General features: G+C 51.2%; 22 protein-coding genes. 13 read left to right on the top strand and 9 right to left on the bottom strand.

Annotated elements, in window-relative coordinates; genetic code table 11:
• The 9 genes from OMP95_RS11095 to gatC form a co-directional block, all read right to left on the bottom strand.
• Positions 1-516 (bottom strand): Gldg family protein (locus OMP95_RS11095; RefSeq protein WP_266328798.1); only part of this gene is annotated, 516 nt, incomplete at its 3' end.
• Positions 516-1,259, bottom strand: coding sequence for an ABC transporter permease subunit (locus OMP95_RS11090; protein ID WP_266328796.1), 744 nt, complete (start codon positions 1,257-1,259; stop codon positions 516-518). The genes OMP95_RS11095 and OMP95_RS11090, both read right to left, overlap by 1 nt.
• Positions 1,252-2,190 (bottom strand): ABC transporter ATP-binding protein, encoded by a 939-nt coding sequence (locus tag OMP95_RS11085; protein ID WP_266328794.1) that lies wholly within the window; start codon positions 2,188-2,190, stop codon positions 1,252-1,254. The genes OMP95_RS11090 and OMP95_RS11085 overlap by 8 nt, the downstream gene beginning before the upstream one ends.
• Positions 2,191-2,518: 328 nt before the next feature.
• Complete coding sequence (gene rpmG, locus OMP95_RS11080; RefSeq protein ID WP_007146528.1) at positions 2,519-2,674, bottom strand: 50S ribosomal protein L33; 156 nt, start codon at positions 2,672-2,674, stop codon at positions 2,519-2,521.
• 12 nt (positions 2,675-2,686) lie between these two features.
• The gene (rpmB, locus tag OMP95_RS11075) at positions 2,687-2,923 is read right to left on the bottom strand and encodes a 50S ribosomal protein L28 (protein WP_266328789.1); all 237 of its coding nucleotides are present in this window, start codon (positions 2,921-2,923) and stop codon (positions 2,687-2,689) included.
• 114 nt (positions 2,924-3,037) lie between these two features.
• Positions 3,038-3,556 carry a peroxiredoxin family protein gene (locus OMP95_RS11070; protein ID WP_266328788.1) on the bottom strand — a complete coding sequence of 173 codons (519 nt, stop codon included), beginning with the start codon at positions 3,554-3,556 and terminating at the stop codon, positions 3,038-3,040.
• A gap of 4 nt (positions 3,557-3,560) precedes the next feature.
• Complete coding sequence (locus OMP95_RS11065) at positions 3,561-5,192, bottom strand: acetolactate synthase large subunit (RefSeq protein ID WP_266328787.1); 1,632 nt, start codon at positions 5,190-5,192, stop codon at positions 3,561-3,563.
• 127 nt (positions 5,193-5,319) lie between these two features.
• Positions 5,320-6,774, bottom strand: coding sequence for an Asp-tRNA(Asn)/Glu-tRNA(Gln) amidotransferase subunit GatA (gene gatA, locus OMP95_RS11060; RefSeq protein ID WP_266328786.1), 1,455 nt, complete (start codon positions 6,772-6,774; stop codon positions 5,320-5,322).
• 20 nt (positions 6,775-6,794) lie between these two features.
• The gene (gene gatC, locus OMP95_RS11055; RefSeq protein ID WP_266328785.1) at positions 6,795-7,082 is read right to left on the bottom strand and encodes an Asp-tRNA(Asn)/Glu-tRNA(Gln) amidotransferase subunit GatC; all 288 of its coding nucleotides are present in this window, start codon (positions 7,080-7,082) and stop codon (positions 6,795-6,797) included.
• A gap of 120 nt (positions 7,083-7,202) precedes the next feature.
• On the opposite strand from gatC, the gene OMP95_RS11050 reads away from it, so the two are divergent.
• From OMP95_RS11050 to OMP95_RS10990, 13 genes are all read left to right on the top strand, one after another.
• A complete protein-coding gene (locus tag OMP95_RS11050) occupies positions 7,203-8,249 on the top strand; it encodes a rod shape-determining protein (RefSeq protein WP_266328784.1) in 1,047 nt (348 codons plus the stop codon).
• A 332-nt stretch (positions 8,250-8,581) separates the two neighbouring features.
• The gene (gene mreC, locus OMP95_RS11045) at positions 8,582-9,484 is read left to right on the top strand and encodes a rod shape-determining protein MreC (RefSeq protein ID WP_266328800.1); all 903 of its coding nucleotides are present in this window, start codon (positions 8,582-8,584) and stop codon (positions 9,482-9,484) included.
• Complete coding sequence (gene mreD / locus OMP95_RS11040; protein WP_266328783.1) at positions 9,484-9,963, top strand: rod shape-determining protein MreD; 480 nt, start codon at positions 9,484-9,486, stop codon at positions 9,961-9,963. The genes mreC and mreD overlap by 1 nt, the downstream gene beginning before the upstream one ends.
• A 104-nt stretch (positions 9,964-10,067) precedes the next feature.
• Positions 10,068-11,933, top strand: a complete 1,866-nt coding sequence (mrdA, locus tag OMP95_RS11035) for a penicillin-binding protein 2 (RefSeq protein WP_266328782.1) — start codon at positions 10,068-10,070, stop codon at positions 11,931-11,933.
• Entirely contained in the window at positions 11,914-13,044 is a 1,131-nt protein-coding gene (gene rodA / locus OMP95_RS11030; protein ID WP_266328781.1) for a rod shape-determining protein RodA, read from the top strand. Before mrdA ends, rodA begins: the two co-directional genes overlap by 20 nt.
• The gene (mltB, locus tag OMP95_RS11025; protein WP_266328780.1) at positions 13,041-14,015 is read left to right on the top strand and encodes a lytic murein transglycosylase B; all 975 of its coding nucleotides are present in this window, start codon (positions 13,041-13,043) and stop codon (positions 14,013-14,015) included. Before rodA ends, mltB begins: the two co-directional genes overlap by 4 nt.
• Complete coding sequence (locus OMP95_RS11020) at positions 14,012-14,830, top strand: septal ring lytic transglycosylase RlpA family protein (protein WP_266328779.1); 819 nt, start codon at positions 14,012-14,014, stop codon at positions 14,828-14,830. Before mltB ends, OMP95_RS11020 begins: the two co-directional genes overlap by 4 nt.
• Before the next feature lie 24 nt (positions 14,831-14,854).
• Positions 14,855-16,003 carry a D-alanyl-D-alanine carboxypeptidase family protein gene (locus OMP95_RS11015; protein WP_266328778.1) on the top strand — a complete coding sequence of 383 codons (1,149 nt, stop codon included), beginning with the start codon at positions 14,855-14,857 and terminating at the stop codon, positions 16,001-16,003.
• Between the two features lie 3 nt (positions 16,004-16,006).
• Complete coding sequence (locus tag OMP95_RS11010; RefSeq protein ID WP_266328777.1) at positions 16,007-16,855, top strand: D-amino acid aminotransferase; 849 nt, start codon at positions 16,007-16,009, stop codon at positions 16,853-16,855.
• Entirely contained in the window at positions 16,852-17,127 is a 276-nt protein-coding gene (locus tag OMP95_RS11005) for a YbeD family protein (protein ID WP_266328776.1), read from the top strand. Before OMP95_RS11010 ends, OMP95_RS11005 begins: the two co-directional genes overlap by 4 nt.
• 22 nt (positions 17,128-17,149) lie before the next feature.
• On the top strand, positions 17,150-17,761 hold the full coding sequence (lipB, locus tag OMP95_RS11000) for a lipoyl(octanoyl) transferase LipB (RefSeq protein ID WP_266328775.1): 612 nt from the start codon (positions 17,150-17,152) through the stop codon (positions 17,759-17,761).
• A complete protein-coding gene (gene lipA / locus OMP95_RS10995) occupies positions 17,762-18,718 on the top strand; it encodes a lipoyl synthase (protein ID WP_266328774.1) in 957 nt (318 codons plus the stop codon). It abuts the gene before it with no gap.
• A gap of 287 nt (positions 18,719-19,005) precedes the next feature.
• A partial coding sequence (locus tag OMP95_RS10990; protein ID WP_266328773.1) for a thioredoxin domain-containing protein occupies positions 19,006-20,700 on the top strand: 1,695 nt, incomplete at its 3' end.

The following is a 20,700-nucleotide window of genomic DNA, read 5'->3' as shown; positions in this document are numbered from 1 at the left end:
GCTGTAATTGTTCTGGTCAAACAGACTGCGTTCTCCATGACCTTCTAGGAATACCAGCCATTGCTGTTTGACTCGGGACACACTGAGCAGGGCATTGGTTAACGACTGCTCGGACAAATCATAGACATGCTGTGTTTGTTCACCGCGGCTGACTACCATTTCGCCCTGTTGTTCGATGTTCAGTGCCCGAACCTGCTCAGGTGAAAAAGCAGGATCAATATAACTGATCTGAATTTTATCGCTGTGCTGCTGATAGCGGCCTAGCAGATCAGCGATGGCGCTGCGGTATTCATAGTCGGGGCTGACAAAGACCTGGATGTTGATATCGTTGTCTAGTTCGGACAGTAGTTGCTGGCTGCTGGCAGACAGGGTGTGACGCGCATTGGCAGTCCAGTCAAATTGTCTGTTCCAGTCAATTGAAACTTTAGCCAGCAAAAAGATAACGGCAATTAACAGTAAGTAAAATAAGGCCTTTTGCAGACGAATCAGATGTTGGGTTTTACGGGTTATTTTCATTAGTCTAGACGCTCACCATCCAGACGGCGGACGGTCAGTAGTAAAAAGGTCGCAATAATAATCAAGTAGAAACTCAGATCCATGGTGTTGATCTGACCCTGTAACATCGGTTCAAAATGGCTTAACAGCGACATCCAGCTGAGCACCGAGAAACCCTCGTTGTTGTTACCGGCCCAGTCGATGATCCATAACATAAACAGGATGGCAAAAGTGCTGATGGCGGCCAAAGTCGGTTGTTTGGTTAATGAAGACAGAAACAGGCCGATGGCTGTAAAGCAGGCTATCAGCAACAATAAACCCAGCATGCCCGCGCTGAGCTGATATAAATCCAAGGTGCTGCCCAGCATCAGCGACAGCGGCATCAGCAATATCAGACCTGCCAGCAGAATAAAGAAACCGAGCGTGCCGATATATTTGCCCAAAACGATTTGGATAGCACTGAGAGGAGCTGATGACAACAGTGGCAATGTTTCATTACGGCGTTCTTCGGCGAGAGTACGCATAGTCAGCAGCGGACTGATAAGCAGAATAATAATAGCGGCATTGCTCAGCAGCGGAATGGCTATCATTTCTGTCACGCCTGGGGCGCCGGGAATAGCGGAAATCCGGCTCTGGATAGCGCTGAAATAGTCGATATGCGTCAGAAACAAATAGGCCAGAATCAACTGGCTCAGCGCCAACATGACCCATGCCAGCGGCGACAGGAATAAGCGGTGCAATTCATTGCGGGCGATATTAAACATCGGCTTCTTCGTTGCGAATGATTTTCATAAATACATCTTCCAGCGAGTGCTGTTCCGGCATCAGCATTTTCAGTTGCCAGCCATCTTGTAAAGCACGTTGCAGCAGATGCTGAGTGGGATCTTGTTCAGGTAAATAATGCAGGCGAAAACGTGCCTGACTCAGGCTGTCGATCTGTTCAATGCCGTCAATAGCCTGCAATACATCAGCTGAAGGCGGCAGGCCAAATTCAACCACTAGCGCGGATGACTGCATGTATTGCCCCAGTTTGTCGATATTGTCGCTAAATAACAATTGACCCTGCGAGATGATTTGTACCCGGTCACACAGCATTTGCACCTCCGGCAGAATGTGCGTTGACAGGATAACACTGTGTTCTTGTGCGATGTCACGGATCAGATGGCGAATTTCGCGGATCTGAATCGGATCCAGTCCCGAGGTCGGTTCATCCATAATCACCACGGCAGGGGAGTGAATAATGGCCTGGGCAATGCCCACTCTTTGCTGAAAGCCCTTGGACAGGTTACCAATCAATCGTTGACTGACCCCGGTGAGTCCGCAGCGCTCAAGCGCAGTTTCGACAGCCGTGTTGATCTGGTTGTTGGCGATCGCATTGAGGCGGGCACAAAAGTACAGAAATTCTCTGACCGTCAGTTCTTTGTAGAGTGGGGGTGTTTCCGGCAGATAGCCGATATGTGCCTTGGCTGCTTTCGGTTGATCCAGCAGATCATAACCATTGATGGTGATTTCACCATTATCCGGTGCGAGGTTGCCGGTGAGCATTTTCATGGTGGTTGTTTTCCCCGCACCATTGGGGCCGAGAAACCCGAGAACCTCGCCTTTGTTAACGGTAAAACTGACATTATTGACTGCGGCGTGGTTGCCGAAATAACGGGATAACTTTGAGGCGTGGAGTAAAGGCGTTTGTGTCATTGTGTCTGTTACTAGTGCTCTTTCAATGTGATATTGCCGGGATCAGCGTCCCTGTTGCTGGTGTTGCGCCTTGCCCTTAATGCTGACAGACCAACTGAACGCAACAATATCACATTGAAAGAGCGCATGTCTGGCCAAAAAAACCAATTGGTTATTCACGGTTTTCAACAGCGCGATCATTATCCGATAATTCTTTCGAACTATCATCCCCTTGTTGTCTGAGGCTGTTGCTGTTTTACTTTCGCCTTTGTTGTCCTTGGGGAAACGGTAAAATAAAGATATAAAAAAACCCGCGCTGGCGGGTTTTTTCAGTAACAGGTGATGCCTGTTATTTGATTTTTGCTTCTTTATACATAACGTGCTTGCGTACTACTGGATCAAACTTTTTGATTTCCAGCTTTTCCGGCATGGTACGTTTATTTTTGTCTGTGGTGTAGTAGTGACCTGTACCTGCAGACGAGACTAATTTGATTTTATCGCGCATGTCCTGTTCCCCTTAGACTTTTTCGCCACGAGCACGCATTTCAGTCAAAACTGAATCGATACCTTTCTTATCGATAATGCGCAAACCGTGGTTGCTGACACGCAGCTTGACCCAGCGATTTTCTGACTCAACCCAGAAACGGTGTGAGTGAAGGTTGGGTAAGAAACGACGTTTTGTTTTGTTGTGAGCGTGCGAAACATTGTTGCCGCTCATAGGGCGCTTGCCCGTTACCTGACATACTCTGGCCATTTTAGAACCTGCTCCTGATGAACATTTTTTTACCACAGGGTTCCAAACGTGGTCCCTGCCTGCATCTATAAAGCCGAACTTTATACCATATAAGGTTATGGATGTGTAGTGAATTTATGATTTTCCGGACGCAAGTCCCATCGTAGCGAGCTTCTGTTTCAGTTGCTCTGTTTTCAGTGTACCAATTTTGCGCATGACGATTTCCCCCCGCGGTGAAATCAGAAAATGGGTCGGGGTCACGCGAACATTATCAAAGGCCTCAGTAATGGCACCGGTTTGATCCCAGGTAATGAGGTAGGGCAATTGCTTCTGCTGACGCATGGCTTGAATGTGTTCAGGTCGATCGTGCGGCATTGCGACACCGATCATAGCAAGGCCGTTATCCGCGTATTCTTCGTGTAAAGCAATAAGTTCCGGTATTTCCATGATGCAGCCCGGACAATCCGTGGCCCAGAAAATCACTAAAATTGGCTGCCCTTTATAGTCACTGAGTTGATGTGACGTGCCATCAATATCCGTGAAACTGATATCTGGCATCGTTTTCTCAGAATAAGTCATAAAGGTGAGCATGACAAAGATGGCTACAATACCAATCAGTAACAATAATGTATTTCTAATTGCAGGTTTCATCATTAATTCAATTCGGTAAGGTCAGTTGTCCCAAGGTTTCGGTCAGTTTAAGATTTTCACGGTAATCAACCGGACAATCAATCACTGTGACGGTTTCACGCAGCAATGCTTCTTTCAGAATCGGCATCAGTTGTTCGGTTTGTTCCACTCTGACACCGACCGCGCCAAAAGATTGCGCGTATTGGACAAAATCGGGATTGGTAAACCGCACATTGCTGATACGCCCAAACTCATTCTGTTGTTTCCACTCGATAAGCCCGTAGCTGGCGTCATTCCATATAAGGATCACAATGGCAATATTAAACCGCATGGCGGTCTCAATTTCCTGAGAATTCATCATAAAGCCGGCGTCACCGGTGACGGCTACCACTTTACGCTCGGGATGCGCCAGTTTGGCGGCAATGGCACCGGGCACCGCGATGCCCATGCTGGCAAAACCGTTGGAAATAATGCAGGTGTTGGGATATTCACAACGGAACATGCGTGACATCCACATCTTGTGAGCGCCGACATCGCAGATCACGATATCTTCCAGATCCATGGCGGTGCGCAAGTCCCAGATAATCTTCTGCGGTTTGACCGGAAATTCGGTATCGTCACGATGCTGATTCATTTCCTCGATCAGGCTGTTACGCAAGGTACGCATGGTTTTGCCTTCATGCGGTGTGGTCAATGCAGCAATACGGTTGAGACTGTGGCGGATATTACCGACCACGCCTAAAACTACGCTGTAATAGGCATCCACTTCGGCATGAGTAGTATCGATATGGATAATGGTGCGATCACGTGACGGATGCCACAGATAAGGATGGTATTCGACCATATCGTAGCCGATACAGATGATGACATCGGCACTGGCAAAGCCACAATTGGCGTAATCATTGGACTGCAGACCGACGCTGCCCAGCGCCATCGGGTGGCGGAAGGGAATGACACCTTTAGCCATAAAAGTGTTGGCAACCGGGATCCCTAAATTTTCCGAAAATTCGGCCAGTTCTTCGCTGGCATTGGCCCGTACTATGCCATTACCGGCCAGAATAATGGGGCTTTTGGCATTGGAGATGATTTCAGCTGCCCGCTCGATATATTCAGCAGCCGGTTCCGGCGGCGTGGCATGTTTGACCCGTAACGGCGTTTCATCAATCTCCATCTCGGCGATGTTTTCCGGGAACTCGATAAAGCAAGCGCCGGTTTTTTCAGTTTGCGCGACTTTGAAGGCTTTACGTATGATTTCCGGGATCACTTCCGGGCTGACAATGCGGGTGGAATATTTGGTAATGGGCAGAAACATCGCTTCCAGATCCAGTACCTGATGAGATTCTTTGTGCAAGCGGCGGGTGGAGGCCTGGCCTGCAATGGCGACCAGGGGAGCATGATCCATATTGGCATCAGCGACACCGGTAATCAGGTTGGTGGCGCCGGGCCCCAGCGTGGCAATGCAGACGCCGGCGCGGCCTGTCAATCTGCCGTAGACATCAGCCATAAAAGCGGCGCCTTGTTCGTGGCGGGTGGTGATGAAATGAATGTTCGAATCCAGCAGCGCATCCATTACATCCAGATTTTCCTCGCCGGGGATGCCAAATATATATTCGACGCCTTCGTTTTCAAGGCTGCGGATAAACAATTCTGCGGCTTTCATTACAGCGATTTCCTCAGGTTAATTCTGGCTGCAAGCATAACCCGAAAAGTCGGATGGTGGCCATTTGGTCATGTCGGCGAGGTGTAGTTAAAAACAAAAAAGGGGCCGCAGCCCCTGTTAAAGTCGATTATTGGAACGCTTCAGGCACTTGTTTGTGCCAATCGGTTTCCTGCTGGTAACGATGCGCCACATTCAGCAGACGGGCCTCATCGAAGTAGTTGCCGATAATTTGTAGGCCAACCGGCAGACCGTCGACGAATCCGGCCGGGATTGACATGCCCGGTAAACCAGCCAGGTTGGTGTTGATGGTATAGATATCTTCCAGGTACATGGCTACCGGATCATCGGTTTTCTCGCCGAAGCGGAAAGCAGGGTTCGGTGCGGTCGGACCCATAATGACATCAACTTCCTTGAAGGCTTCCTGGAAGTCGTTGCTGATCAGGCGGCGGCATTGCTGCGCTTTCAGGTAATACGCATCGTAATAACCTGCTGACAATGCATAGGTGCCGATCATAATGCGGCGTTTGACCTCATCACCGAAACCTTCACCGCGGGAGCGGGTGTACAGATCGAGCAAATCTTTCGGATTGTCGGCCCGATGACCAAAACGCACACCATCCATGCGTGACAGGTTGGATGAACACTCAGCCGGCGCGACGACATAATAGGTCGGTACCGCCAAACCGGTGTTGGGCAGGGTGATTTCCTTGATAGTGGCCCCCAGCGACTCATAAACCTTAACCGCTGTTTCCACCGTGGCCGTAACTTTGGGATCCAGGCCTTCACCGAAATATTCTTTGGGCAGACCGATGACCAGGCCATCCAGAGAAGCATTCAACGTTGCTGTGTAGTCAGGTACTTCACGATCCACACTGGTGGAATCACGTTCGTCGAATCCGGCCATGACATTGAGCAGCCAGGCAGCATCTTCAGCACTGTTTGCCATCGGACCCGCCTGATCCAGGCTGGAGGCGAAGGCAATCATGCCGTAACGGGAAATACGGCCGTAGGTGGGTTTCAGGCCGGTCAGGTTACACAGAGAAGATGGCTGACGGATGGAACCACCTGTATCTGTACCGGTAGCGACGGGGGCCAGACGGGCCGCTACGGCAGCAGCGGAACCCCCTGATGAACCGCCGGGAACATGCTCGGTATTCCACGGGTTTTTAACCGGGCCGTAATAACTGGTTTCATTGGAAGAGCCCATTGCAAACTCATCCATATTGGTTTTTCCCAAGGTGACCATGCCGCTGGCATTGATTTTTTCAACTATTGTAGCGTTGTAAGGGGCGATAAATTTATCCAGCATCTTGGAGGCACAACTGGTGCGAACACCTTTGGTGCAGAAAATGTCTTTATGGGCCAATGGAATACCGGTCAGCGGACCAGCGGTTTTATCGGCCAGCATCTTGTCGGCAGCACGCGCCTGTTCCAGTGCATTTTCTTCGGTGACAGTGATAAACGCATTCAAATTATCGTTATGTGCTTTGATGCGGTCTAGGTAATGCTGTGTCAGTTCGACACTACTGATGTCACCATTGTGCAGGGCTGCCGAGAGTTCTGAGAGTGATTTGTTATGCATGAGTTTGCCTGTAATTCGCTTTATTCGATGACTTTGGGGACCAGATAAACACCGGCTTCGGTTTTAGGGGCGATAGCCTGGAAGGCCTCATGCTGATCCACCTCGGTGACGTTGTCGGGACGCAGACGTTGATGCGCGTCCAGCGGATGCGCCATCGGCAAGATACCACTAGTATCAACCGCGCTCATTTGTTCGACCAGATTCAGAATATTGTTCAGATCCCGTGCGTAGTGAGGGATGTCTTCTTCCTGTATCGACAGGCGTGCCAGATGCGCGATTTTTTCTACATCGTTTTTATTTAAACTCATCGACAGTTCCAAATGTTAATTGCTTCAACAAAGTGTGAAGTTTAAATGATTAGTTGCTTGCTCAACAGCCCAGAGCATTGCTAAAGTACCCATTTTGCCCTTTCAGGTGTGGTTTCTTCAATGTTTGAACGTTTACGTGGAATTTTTTCCAACGATCTCTCGATCGACTTGGGAACAGCGAATACGCTGATTTATGTGCGCGGTAAAGGTATCGTGCTCGATGAACCGTCAGTAGTAGCGATTCGTCAGGACAAGGGACCCGGAGGGCCCCGTTCCATTGCCGCGGTCGGTGTGGAAGCGAAAAGAATGTTGGGCCGCACACCTGGAAATATTACGGCTATTCGTCCCCTCAAAGATGGCGTGATCGCTGATTTTACGGTAACGGAGAAAATGCTGCAGCACTTCATCCGCAAAGTGCATGAAGGACGTTTTTTAAAGCCCAGTCCCCGCGTTCTGGTGTGTGTACCTTGCGGATCGACTCAAGTGGAACGCCGTGCGATTCGTGAATCAGCAGCAGGCGCGGGTGCCCGGGATGTATTTTTGATTGAAGAACCCATGGCCGCAGCTATCGGTGCGGGCATGCCGGTTGATGAGGCCAGTGGCTCGATGGTCTTGGACATTGGTGGTGGTACTACCGAAGTGGCGGTTATCTCCTTGAATGGTATCGTCTACTCCGCCTCAGTCCGTATCGGTGGTGACTTGTTTGATGAAGCAATTGTCAACTATGTGCGCCGTAATTACGGTACGTTGATCGGCGAAGCCACCGCCGAGAAAATAAAAAAAGAAATCGGTTCGGCTTATCCGGGTAATGAAGTCAGAGAAATGGAAGTACGGGGCCGCAATCTGGCCGAAGGTATTCCGCGCAGCTTTACCCTGAACAGCAATGAAATTTTGGAAGCCTTGCAGGATCCGCTTTCAGGTATTGTCGCGGCGGTTAAAACGGCCCTGGAGCAAACCCCGCCTGAACTCGGTGCTGATGTAGCCGAGCGTGGGATCGTGCTGACAGGTGGTGGTGCGTTATTGCGTGATCTGGATCGTCTGCTGATTGAGGAAACAGGGTTACCGGCGATTGTGGCAGAGGATCCTTTGACCTGTGTGGCGCGCGGTGGCGGTCGGGCTCTGGAAATGATTGACGAAAGAGGTTCTGACGTCTTTACGTTCGAATAATTGTAATCCGGTATTTGCAGCGTACGCTTTCCGCCTTGCTGGACAAAAAGTTGCCCCAGCACGATTAAATTATGATTATTTCAGTGGAAATAAAGCCTCCCGGCAAGGCGCTTACTTACAGGTTCAGTGATTCTAAATCAAAAGCAAGGAGCGCGGCGGAAGGGGCTTTTGAAGCCCACCCCTCGGACAAGTGGCAGCAGTTCCTTGACCGCGTTACATCATTTTGACGTAGCTCACTATGCCTGCAATGATGTGCCTTGTCCTGAAATCACTGGCGCTTGCTGAAACAGTCATAATTTACGAGTTTAAGTACTAGTTTACGGATATAGACTATCAAACCGCTATTTACGCACACCCCATCGCTGAATACCCGCATGATGCTGGCTTTGCTGGCATCTTTGGTGGTGTTTTTTCTTGATTCCCGTTTGGACTATTTCAAACTGGTAAAAGCGGCTTTGTCTACCCTGGTTTATCCGGTTCAGGTTACTGCTTCCCTGCCTACTGATTTTGCTCACTGGACGGGCGACTTCTTTCAGAGCCGTGGGCAATTGCGTGAACAAATAACAGTCTTGCAAGCCAGTAACATGTTGCAAAGTATCCGGCTGCAAAAAATGCAGGCGCTGGAACGCGAGAATATGCGCCTGCGTGAATTGCTGGGATCATCTTTTCGCTTGCAAGAGCGGGTTCAAGTAGCTGAATTACTGACGATTGATCTGGACCCTTTCTCGCAACAGGTAGTGATTGATAAAGGTGACAACTACGGCGTTTACATTGGGCAGCCGGTGTTAGATGCCAAAGGTGTCATGGGGCAGGTGACGGAAATTTCACCGTTTTCCGCCCGAGTGGTGTTACTGACGGATCCCAGTCACAGTATTCCTGTGCAGATTAACCGTAACGGATTGCGTGCGGTGGTCACCGGACGTGGACTCGGCGAGAGTCTGCAGATGGATTTTCTGCCGCATAATGCCGATGTGCGTGTGGGCGATTTGCTCGTTACCTCCGGACTGGGGGGGCGTTTCCCGGTCGGTTATCCGGTAGGCAAGGTAATAAGTGTCGATTTTCCGCAAGGCAAAGCGTTTGCGGATATCAAAATAGAACCCGCGGCCAGTCTGGCTACTAGTCGTGAAGTTATGCTGGTATTACCGGGTGAAAAGATTCAGACGAAACCCCTGCCTGTTACCTTGCCTTCAGTTTTAGAAGACTCCGGCCAACAACTCCCGGCAGGAGACGATTGATGGCCCCCACAGTTGCATCTCGTAACGGTGGTGTCATCGTCGTGACAATTATCATTTCCATGTTGCTGATGATGTTGCCTATGCCGGAGTCATTGCATTATTTGAGACCGGAATGGGTGGTGATGACATTGATCTACTGGGCGATGGCGCTGCCACACCGAGTCAGTATCGGGGTTGGCTGGCTGACCGGCTTGTTGATGGATGTGATGATGGGAGGCGCGCTGGGTGTTATGGCATTCAGTTATGCTTTTGCCGTTTATCTGATTGCCCGTTTTCATCTGCAATTACGCCAATATCCGCTTTGGCAGCAGGCTTTGACTATTTTGTCAGTGGTATTTCTGGTGCATTTTGTTTCTGTGGTCACGTCGACAGCCAAAGCCCATTGGTTTGTCTGGATGCCGGTTGTTACCAGTACTGTTTTGTGGCCTCTGATGTATGCGATTTTGCGCAAGATCAGACGCAGCTTTCAGGTTAGCTAGTGTAGTGTAAGGAATAAAGTGGCCATACAGAAGCACCTAATTCGTTCCCGGTACAGCGCCGTTCACAGGGAATGTGAGTACCTTTTCCAGAAACTGGTATTGTGATGGCTTCCCGTTTTACGCTGAAAGACCATTTTCGCGAGAGTCGTTTGATCAACGACCGGCTGATCTTTGCCGCGGTATTGTCAGTGCTGGTGTTCAGCGTGGTTATTGTGCGGCTGGTGGTATTGCAAGTACTGGAGTATGAACACTTTGATTCGCTGTCAAACCGCAATCGGGTGGACATCGAGCCGTTGCCGCCGCAACGTGGTTTGATTTATGACCGTCATGGCGTGGTTGTTGCCGAAAATATTCCCACGTTCAGTCTGGAGATGGTGCCGGAAAAAGTCCCTGATATCGACACGACGCTGAGCGAGCTGGCCAAGTTACTGGCACTGACAGAAGAAGACATCAGAGAATTTCAGGAACGACTCAAACAACATCGCCGTTTCCAGCAGGTGGTGTTGCGCCAGCGTTTGACCGAAGAGGAGGTGGCCCGCTTTTCTGCTAATCGATATCGTTTCCCTGGTGTTGATATTGAAGGGCGGCTGATACGCCATTACCCGCAGGGCAATCTGTTTGCTCATACCGTAGGTTATGTTGGACGTATTAATGAACGTGATTTGCAGATCATCGATCAGCAGAACTATAAAGGCACGCAGCAAATCGGTAAAACCGGCGTTGAAAAAGAGTACGAAGACATTCTGCATGGTGAGGTCGGATATCGACAGGTCGAGACCAATGTGCAGGGGCGCATTGTCCGTGAGTTGATGTCTGAGCCCTCGTATTCGGGTGATGATTTGTTTTTACATCTGGATATCAATCTGCAGCGTGTCGCCTCGGCAGCATTGATGGATTTTAATGGATCGGTGGTAGCGCTGGATCCGCGTACAGGTGGCGTGCTGGCTATGGTGAGTAAACCTGATTTTGATCCGAATGCCTTTGTATCGGGGATTGGCAGCGAAGAGTACGCGGCTTTGCGGGACTCACCGGAACGACCGCTTTTTGACCGGGCTCTGCGTGGCCACTATCCGCCGGGCTCGACTTTAAAACCGTTTGTAGCCCTGGCCGGACTGGAGCTGGGCGTTATCACCGAACAGTCGCGGGTTTTCGATCCCGGCTGGTACTCACTGCCGGGACATGACCATCGATACCGTTGCTGGAAAAGTCATGGCCATGGCTGGGTAAATATGAAGGATGCCATAGCACAGTCCTGTGATGTTTATTTCTATGATCTGGCGCATGCGCTGGGCATCGACAGATTACATTCGTTTCTGGATTTATTCGGTTTCGGGCGCCGCAGTGAAGTGGATATTCCCAGCGAGAGCAGAGGCTTGTCACCGTCAAGTGAATGGAAGCGGGCTGCAAGAAATCAGGCCTGGTTCCCGGGGGAGACGCTGATTTCCGGTATCGGCCAGGGCTTTAATCAGACAACGCCGATACAACTTGCCCACGCTACTGCAATTCTGGCGATGCGAGGTGTGGCTATGAAACCGCAGGTGGTAAGAGCAAGCCGGGCTGCCGGCAAGTCAGAAATGCGGCTGCGAGGCAGTGATAACGTTAACAGTCTGCCCATGGATGACAGTCAGCACTGGGAGGCGGTGATTGATTCCATGGTTGAAGTTATTCATGGCGCACGCGGGACGGCACGTCATGTCGGGGAAAAGATGCCGTTCAAAATCGCCGGTAAGACGGGGACTGCTCAGGTATTTGGTATTAAACAGGATGAGAAGTACGATGCGGAAATGCTGGAGAGAAAACTGCACGACCACGCCTTGTTTATCGCGTTTGCACCGGCGGACAAGCCTGAATTTGTGGTGGCGGTTGTGGTAGAAAATGGGGGCAGTGGCAGTAAAATGGCTGCGCCGATAGCCCGTAAGCTCATTGCAGAACACTTTGGAATCGAAACCGATGAACAGCCTGATCAGTGATAAACGCCAGGATCAAGAATGGCAAATGAGTTCATTGCTCAATCGTTTGCATATTGATGGGCTTTTGATGCTGGGATTGCTGTTATTGCTCGGTGTGGGACTGATGATGCTCTATAGTGCCGGGGGGCAGGATATGGGGCTGATATTCAAGCAGCTGGTGCGTATGAGCATGGCATTGATGGTGATGCTGGTGATTGCACAAATCAATCCAGACCGTATGCGTGATAGTGCCTATTGGTTGTATGGCCTGGGACTGGTGCTGTTGATTGCTGTGTTGTTGTTTGGCCATGAAGGTAAGGGCGCTCAACGCTGGCTTGATCTGGGCTTCTTTCGTTTTCAGCCATCAGAAATTATCAAGCTGGCGGTGCCGATTCTGGTTGCGGCATTTCTGGCTGAAAGATCCTTGCCACCTTCAGCCTTACGTTTGATTGCCAGCTTGATTATTATTGCCGTTCCGGCTTTTCTGATAGCTAAACAGCCGGATTTGGGAACGGCGGTGTTGATTGCCAGCTCCGGGCTGGTTGTCATATTTCTATCGGGAATCAGTTGGCGGATTATTCTCGGGTTTCTCGGGCTTTGCGCGTCGGCGGCCCCGGTGTTGTGGTTTTTCATGCACGATTATCAACGCCGCAGGGTGTTGACCTTTCTGAATCCGGAAAGCGATCCGCTCGGTGCGGGTTATCACATTATCCAATCAAAAATCGCTATCGGTTCCGGCGGCACTTTCGGCCAAGGCTGGCTGCAGGGTACCCAGTCCCATCTGGAATTTTTGCCGGAACGCTCCACAGACTTTATTTTTTCAGTGATTGCCGAAGAGTTTGGCCTGGTGGGTGTGGCCATGTTGTTATTACTCTATCTGCTGATTGCCGGTAGAGGTTTGTATATTGCCGGTCAGGCGCAGAGCAGCTTTGCGCGGTTGCTGGCGGGAAGTATTTCCATTACTTTCCTTGTCTATGTGTTCGTTAACGTTGGGATGGTAACCGGATTGTTGCCCGTGGTCGGGGTACCGTTGCCGCTAATCAGTTATGGAGGCACTTCAATGGTGACCTTGCTGGCTGGCTTCGGTATCCTGATGTCAATTCATACTCACCGAAGGATGATGTCACCGTGAAACAAGTCTTTTTCGCTTTGCTTTGTTTGTCCGCCTTGCCTGTACAAGCCAATCCCGAGTTACCGGCATTATCCGAATTCATCGATGAAATGGTGGAAAAACATGGTTTTGATGCAACAGAGCTGCAAACCGTGTTTGCCGATGTTGAGGTGAAAGACAGCATACTGAAGGCCATTTCACGCCCGGCTGAAAAAAGTAAACCCTGGTTTGAGTACCGTGAAATTTTTCTCACTGACTCACGTATCCTGGGCGGTGTTGAGTTCTGGCTGCGGCATAAAGAAGCCCTGGAATATGCTGAATCGACTTATGGTGTACCGGCCGAGATTATTGTTGCCATCCTCGGTGTTGAAACCCGCTATGGAGGCAATGTTGGTGGTTTCCGGGTGATTGATGCTTTGTCGACGCTGGCTTTCCGCTATCCGCCACGCAGTCCTTTTTTCCGTAGTGAGCTGGAGCAGTTCCTGATCCTTACCCGTGAGGAACAGATATCACAGCTTGATCCGATCGGTTCTTATGCCGGAGCCATGGGGCTGGGACAGTTTATGCCCAGCAGTTATCGCGCCTATGCCGTGGACTTTGATGCCGATGGCAAACGCGATATTTGGACTAATCCCACCGATGCGGTGGGTAGTATTGCCAACTATCTGAAAGTACATGGTTGGGTGCCCGGGGAAAGCATTGTGCATCATACCAGCGCTTCACAACCACTCTCCGAGAAACTGCTCGGCAGCGGGTTGAAACCCTCTCTCAGCCGTGAACAACTGGCTGCCGCCGGTTTGTCTCTGGATGAGTTGCCGGAAGGAGATGATGTTTTGTCTCTGATCGCGCTTACTCAGCGTGACGGTGCGGAATATTGGCTTGGTCGACAGAATTTTTATGCGATTACCCGCTACAATCACAGCCATATGTATGCGATGGCAGTGATCCAATTAGCTCAGGCTATTCGACAACAATTTGGTGAGTTGCAATGACAAATTTGTCCCGACTGAGTAAGTTCGCGTTATTTCTGGTTTATTTGCTGCTGATGTCATGCGGCGGTGTGACCGAAAAAGACAGTGCACCCCGAAAAGTGCCCGATGTCAGCCAGATACCTGATGCGGTGCCGCGTGATGAACCTCGCAGTAAATACGGTAACCCGCGCCATTATGAAGTATTTGGCAAAAGTTACTACACGCTGGCCAGCAGTAATGGTTACCGTGAAAAAGGCATTGCCTCATGGTATGGCACCAAGTTTCATGGCCGCCGTACTTCCAGCGGCGAGACTTATGATATGTACGCCATGACCGCGGCGCATAAGAGTTTGCCCCTGCCGTCCTACGCAGAAGTGACGAATCTGGAAAATGGCCGTAAGGTCATTGTGAAGATTAACGATCGCGGTCCGTTTCATGATAACCGCTTAATTGATTTATCATATAGCGCTGCAAGCAAATTGGGCATTATTGCCAAAGGTACCGGGCTGGTGGAAGTGCGGGCCATTACGCCGGGCGGCGGCCTACAGAAAACTGCGGCGGCACCAGTGGCTTCACCTGCGCCGGTTCAGTCTGATACCGCAGCGGAATTGTTTCTGCAAGTGGGCGCGTTCAGTTCACTAAGTAGAGCCGAGCAGGTGAAAGCACAATTGACCCAGGACATTACGGATACAGTTCAAGTAGTTCCTTTTGAACATGTCCAGGGCACTTTGTATCGTGTCAGAGTGGGCCCACTGGCCAGTGTTGCTTATGGTGATAGTCTGGCCGGACGTTTGCTGGATCTGGGATTCAGCGACACGCATATCATCATCGAATAACGTTATACATCCTGAGAGTTAAAAATGCTGAGAAACACAAAAGTTGTTTTATTTCTATTGTTGTTGATGTCTTTTGCCGGTGTTCAGGCTGGAGCCATTACCCCCAATCCAACTGCGCCCAGTGTGGCGGCAAAAGCCTATATTCTGATGGATTATGACAGTGACCGCGTCCTTGCGGAACAGAATGCAGATGAGCGGCTGCCGCCAGCCAGTATCACCAAACTGATGACTTCTTATGTCGTCTCTCACGAGTTGCATGCCGGCAATATCCAGCTTGATGACGAAGTGCTGATCAGTGAAAAAGCCTGGCGCATGGTGGGTTCCCGCAGCTTTATCGAAGTTAATACCAAAGTCTCTGTGGAAGCGCTGTTGCGGGGCATGATCGTACAGTCGGGTAACGATGCGGCTGTTGCGCTGGCAGAGCATATCGCGGGCAGTGAAGAAACCTTTGCGCAAATGATGAATCAGTATGCCCAGCAGCTGGGTATGCTCGATACTAATTACCGTAACGCGACAGGACTGCCGGATCCGGAACATTACACCACGGCACGTGATATCGCCACGCTGTCAGCTGCCTTGATCCGTGATTTTCCCGAGCACTATGAGTGGTATTCAGAAAAGGAATACACCTATAACGGCATCACCCAGCACAATCGTAACAAGCTATTGTGGCGTGATAACAGCGTTGATGGCCTGAAAACCGGCCATACCGAAGCAGCCGGTTACTGTCTGGCGGCTTCGGCCAAGCGCGGTGATATGCGTCTGATTTCCGTAGTATTAGGTACCCGCAGTGAGAATGCGCGTGCCCAGGAAATACAGAAACTGTTCAACTATGGTTTCCGTTTCTTCGAAACCCATCAGTTGTATCAGGCCAGCGACAGCATTACTGATACCAAGGTATGGAAAGGCACGCAACGCCAGCTGGCACTCGGGCTGGCAAACAACTTGTCAGTGACGGTACCGCGTGGTCAGTACAAAGATCTGGTCGCCAGCACTAATATTCAGCAACCTGTAATTGCGCCGGTGATGGCCGGCACTGAACTGGGTGAAGTGGAAATTCGACTGGGCGATGACGTGATTGCCAAACAATCACTGGTCGCACTAACAACCATTGAGGCCGGCAGTTGGTGGCGTCGTTTGATCGACGAAATTCTGTTGCTGATCTGGGGTTAAAACGTGAGAACAGTGTATCTTAACGGCGAGTTCATGCCCGCCGAGCAGGCCAAAGTGTCTGTGTTTGACCGGGGCTTTCTACTGGGAGATGGTGTTTACGAAGTTATCCCGGTGTATGACGGTCTGCCGTTTCGTCTCCTACAACACCTGCAACGATTGCAACGCAGCCTCAATGGTGTGCGTATGGCCAACCCGCACACGGATGATGAATGGACCTCGATAATTGCCAGGCTGGTGACGGAGAATGGTGGCGGCGATCAGGCCGTGTATCTTCAGGTCACGCGAGGCGTTGCCGCCCGGGATCATGTGTTTCCTGAAGGGGTCGAACCGACTGCGTTTGTTATGAGCAACCATATCAAACCACTGCCTGCCTCATACAAAACTGAGGGGGTCAAGGCCATTACTGTTGCTGACATTCGCTGGGCGCAGTGTGATATCAAAGCGATTACTTTGCTGCCTAATAGTCTGTTAAGACAACAGGCTGAAGATGCGGGGGCACAGGAAGCATTGTTGATCCGTGATGGTTATCTGACCGAAGGTTCAGCCAGCAATGCTTATGCGGTAATAGAGGGAGTGATTTATACCGCTCCCAAAGATGAAAAAGTGTTACCGGGTATCACTCGGGATCTGGTGTTGGAGCTGGCAAATAAAGCGGGTCTGCCTTATCTGGAACAGGCTGTGACTGAGCAGCAATTAAATGAGGCCAGTGAAATCTGGATCAGTAGCTCTACCCGCGAAGTGTTGCCGGTCACTACATTGAACAACAAACCTGTCGCTGATGGTAAGCCAGGTCCGATCTGGCAGCAGATTGAACGGCTTTATCAGCGTTACAAACGGGAGGGAACAATGTGAGTGAGCACAACGAACAAGACACGTTGCTTGAATTTCCCTGTGATTTCGCCATTAAAGCCATGGGGGAGACCTGTGATGAATTGGATGCCGTGGTGGTGGAGATTGTGCGCCGTCATGTGGACGATATAGCCGAAGGGGCCGTGAGCAGTCGTCAGAGCTCGGGCGGCAAATTTACCTCGGTGACCGTGACTATCCGTGCCACCAGTAAACCTCAGCTGGACGCTATTTATCAGGATCTCAGCAGCCATGATTTGATCAAATACGTGCTCTGAGATCACTTTGAAAGCGCACTAGATGAATATCAAAGATCTGGGACTGACCGAATATAAACCGATAGTCCAGGCCATGCGCGATTTCACCATGTCGCGCCAGACCGATACCGAAGATGAACTATGGCTGCTGGAGCACCAGCCGGTGTTTACCCAGGGCGCTAACGGCAATCCGGCCCATATCCTCAACAGCCATGATATTGCAGTAGTCGAAACGGACCGGGGCGGGCAGGTGACCTATCATGGTCCCGGACAACTGGTAGCCTACACCTTGATGGATTTACGCCGTTTGCAGATAGGTGTCAGGGAGATGGTAAGCCGTCTGGAAAATACAGTGATTCACATGCTCGGCGAACAGGGCCTGCAGGCTTATGCCCGCCAAGATGCGCCCGGCGTTTATATTGACGAGCGGAAGATTGCGTCTTTAGGGTTACGGGTCAAACGTGGTGCCTGTTATCATGGTGTCAGTTTCAATATCGATATGGATTTGACGCCGTTCAGTTTTATCAACCCTTGTGGACAGCCGGGCATGGAAGTGACCGATCTGAAAAGCTTGGGAATCAATCTGACTATGGCACAGGCAAAACAACAATTTGTAGCGGCGTTTCAGGCGCAGATGCAAACAGGTAGGGAATGAATGACGGAACCAGTCCAAGTTAAACGCGATGTGCGGGCGCTGAAAGGCGAATCCAAAGTCTCGCGTATTCCGATAAAGATTGAACCCAGTGATCCCAAGCGCAAGCCGGAATGGATACGCGCCAAATCGCATGGTGATCCTAAAGTCAGGCATATCAAGGACATGCTGCGTGAGCATCAATTGCACACGGTCTGTGAAGAAGCGGCCTGCCCCAACTTGGGCGAATGCTTTTCACATGGCACGGCTACTTTTTTGATCATGGGCAATATCTGTACCCGCCGCTGTCCGTTTTGTGATGTCGCCCATGGCCGTCCCGATCCGCTGGATGAAAATGAACCGGCTCATCTGGCGAAAACAATCGCTGCGATGCAACTCAAACATGTGGTGGTGACATCGGTGGATCGCGACGATCTGCGTGATGGCGGGGCGGGGCATTTCATTCAATGTATTGATGAAATTCGTCGTCAGTCGCCACAGACAAACATCGAGATTCTGGTCCCCGATTTTCGCGGGCGTATGGATGTGGCTTTGGAGATCCTGACGCAAAGCCCGCCTGATATTTTTAATCATAATCTGGAGAGTATCCCGCGTTTGTACAAGGCGGTGCGGCCGGGCTCCGATTATCAGTGGTCGCTGGATTTGATCAAACGGTTTCAGGCCATGCATCCTGGTGTACCTACCAAGTCAGGTTTGATGCTGGGGCTGGGCGAAACCATGGATGAAGTCAAGCAGGTCATGCAGGATCTGCGTGATCATGGCTGTCGTATGCTGACTTTGGGTCAGTATCTGCAACCGAGCCGTCACCATCTGCCGGTTGAGCGCTTTGTCACGCCCGCCGAGTTTGATGAGTTAGGCGAAACCGGCAAACAGATGGGGTTTGATCATGTGGCCAGCGGGCCAATGGTCCGTTCGTCATATCATGCAGATTTACAGGCACAGGGCGAGCACGTGTGTTAGTTGCAACGCTGAATTAGACTGCACAATGCTTTTTGTACCGGAATGAGATACAAAAAAGTTCGCATCAATTAGCATCAAGAGCCGCATAATACGGGGCGAGCTGGCGATCGATTGTTTCCTTACTTGCATTATGGTCGCGAAGTTTTGAAGCACTATATCCAGACTTTCCAAGGGCGGGAAGCGGTTGTCTGTTGAGCCGCGTGAATTGAATATTTTCGATATCTGGAACACAATAGAAGAAAAATTTCAGCGAAGATAATGCGCTGCTTTAGGCGCTAAAGCCTTCGGTGCCAGATACATTGGAGACCACCAAATCCCTGCCCGGCGCCGAGCCTTACGACTCCATCTTACAGCAACGGTTCACAGCCATGTATGAACAGCGAGGGGGCGACTACCGCCCCAGGACCCGACACCTGAAACCGGACGGTTCAGCCAAATACACCAACAGGCTGTTTCTGGAAACCAGCCCTTATCTATTGCAGCATGCCCATAATCCGGTCAACTGGTATCCCTGGGGTGATGAGGCCTTTGCCCTGGCTAAACAGCTCAACCGGCCGGTGTTGCTCAGCGTCGGTTATTCCACCTGCCACTGGTGTCATGTGATGGAGGAGGAATCCTTTGAAGACGAGGAAATCGCCCGCTTTCTGAACGAGCATTATGTGGTTATCAAGGTGGACCGCGAAGAGCGCCCCGACGTGGATGCCATTTATATGAGCGCCGTGCAGGCGCTGACCGGGCGCGGCGGCTGGCCGATGACCGTGTGGCTGACGCCGGAACGGAAGCCCTTCTATGGCGGCACCTATTTTCCGGCCCGCGATGGCGACCGCGGCGCACAATATGGATTTTTAACGCTGCTCGCTAAACTGGAACAAGCTTACCGGCAACAGCCGGATAAAATCGCCGAGTCCAGCGAACAACTGACCCAGGCCATCGGGCAAATGCTGGCGCCCCGGCCAGGCGCTGAGGTACCCGGCGCGGCGCTATTGAACACTACGATTGCCCAGTATCGTGGGCACTTTGACAGCCGTGATGGCGGGCTCAGTGGCGCGCCCAAGTTTCCCAGCAGTCTGCCGATTCGCCTGTTATTGCGTCACTACCGCCACAGCGGCGATACCGCCGTACTGGACATGGTCATCACCACCCTGCAAAAAATGGCCGCCGGTGGTATGTACGACCAGGTCGGCGGCGGCTTTCATCGTTACTCAACCGATGCCCAATGGCTGGTACCGCATTTCGAGAAGATGCTCTATGACAATGCGTTGCTGGCTATGGCCTATCTGGAAGCCTGGCAGGTCACCGGCGATCCCGCATTCAGGCGGGTGAGCGAGGACATTCTGCGTTACTCAGAGCGGGACATGCGCTCGCCCGAGGGCGCCTTCTTTTCGGCCACCGATGCCGACAGCCCGACACCAACAGGCCAGCGTGAGGAAGGCTGGTTCTTTACCTGGACGCCCACTGAAATTAATCAAGTGCTGGACAGCGAAGCAGCCCGGCTGGTCAACAGCTATTACCAGCTGAGCGACCAGGGCAACTTTGAAGGCCGCACTATCCTGCATACCCCAGAGCCGCTGGAGACTGTCGCCAAACGCCTGGAAATGACCGAGCAGGACGCCCGGGCCATGCTGGAGCGTGCCCGCGAGCAGCTCTATCAAGCCCGGCTGCAGCGCCCGCCGCCGATTCGCGATGAGAAGATATTGACAGCCTGGAACGGATTGATGATTTCAGCCTACGCCAGGGCCGGTCTGCTGCTGAACAATCACGTTTACCTCGAAACTGCGGAGACAGCGGCCAATTTTCTCTTAGAAAAATTATATCGTGAAGAACGCCTGTACCGCAGCTACAAGGACGGCCAGGCCCGCCACCAGGCTTACCTTGACGACTATGCCTTTTTCAGCGCCGCCTTGCTGGATCTGTATGAGGCCAGCTCCGATATCCGCTGGCTTGAGCAGGCGATCCGCCTCGATAACACGCTTGAACAGCAT

The sequence above is a fragment of the Methylophaga sp. OBS4 genome (assembly GCF_026319305.1).
Classification (GTDB): domain Bacteria; phylum Pseudomonadota; class Gammaproteobacteria; order Nitrosococcales; family Methylophagaceae; genus Methylophaga.
The sequence above is the reverse complement of the archived record's forward strand: the minus strand, read 5'-3'. Positions and strand labels throughout refer to the sequence as shown.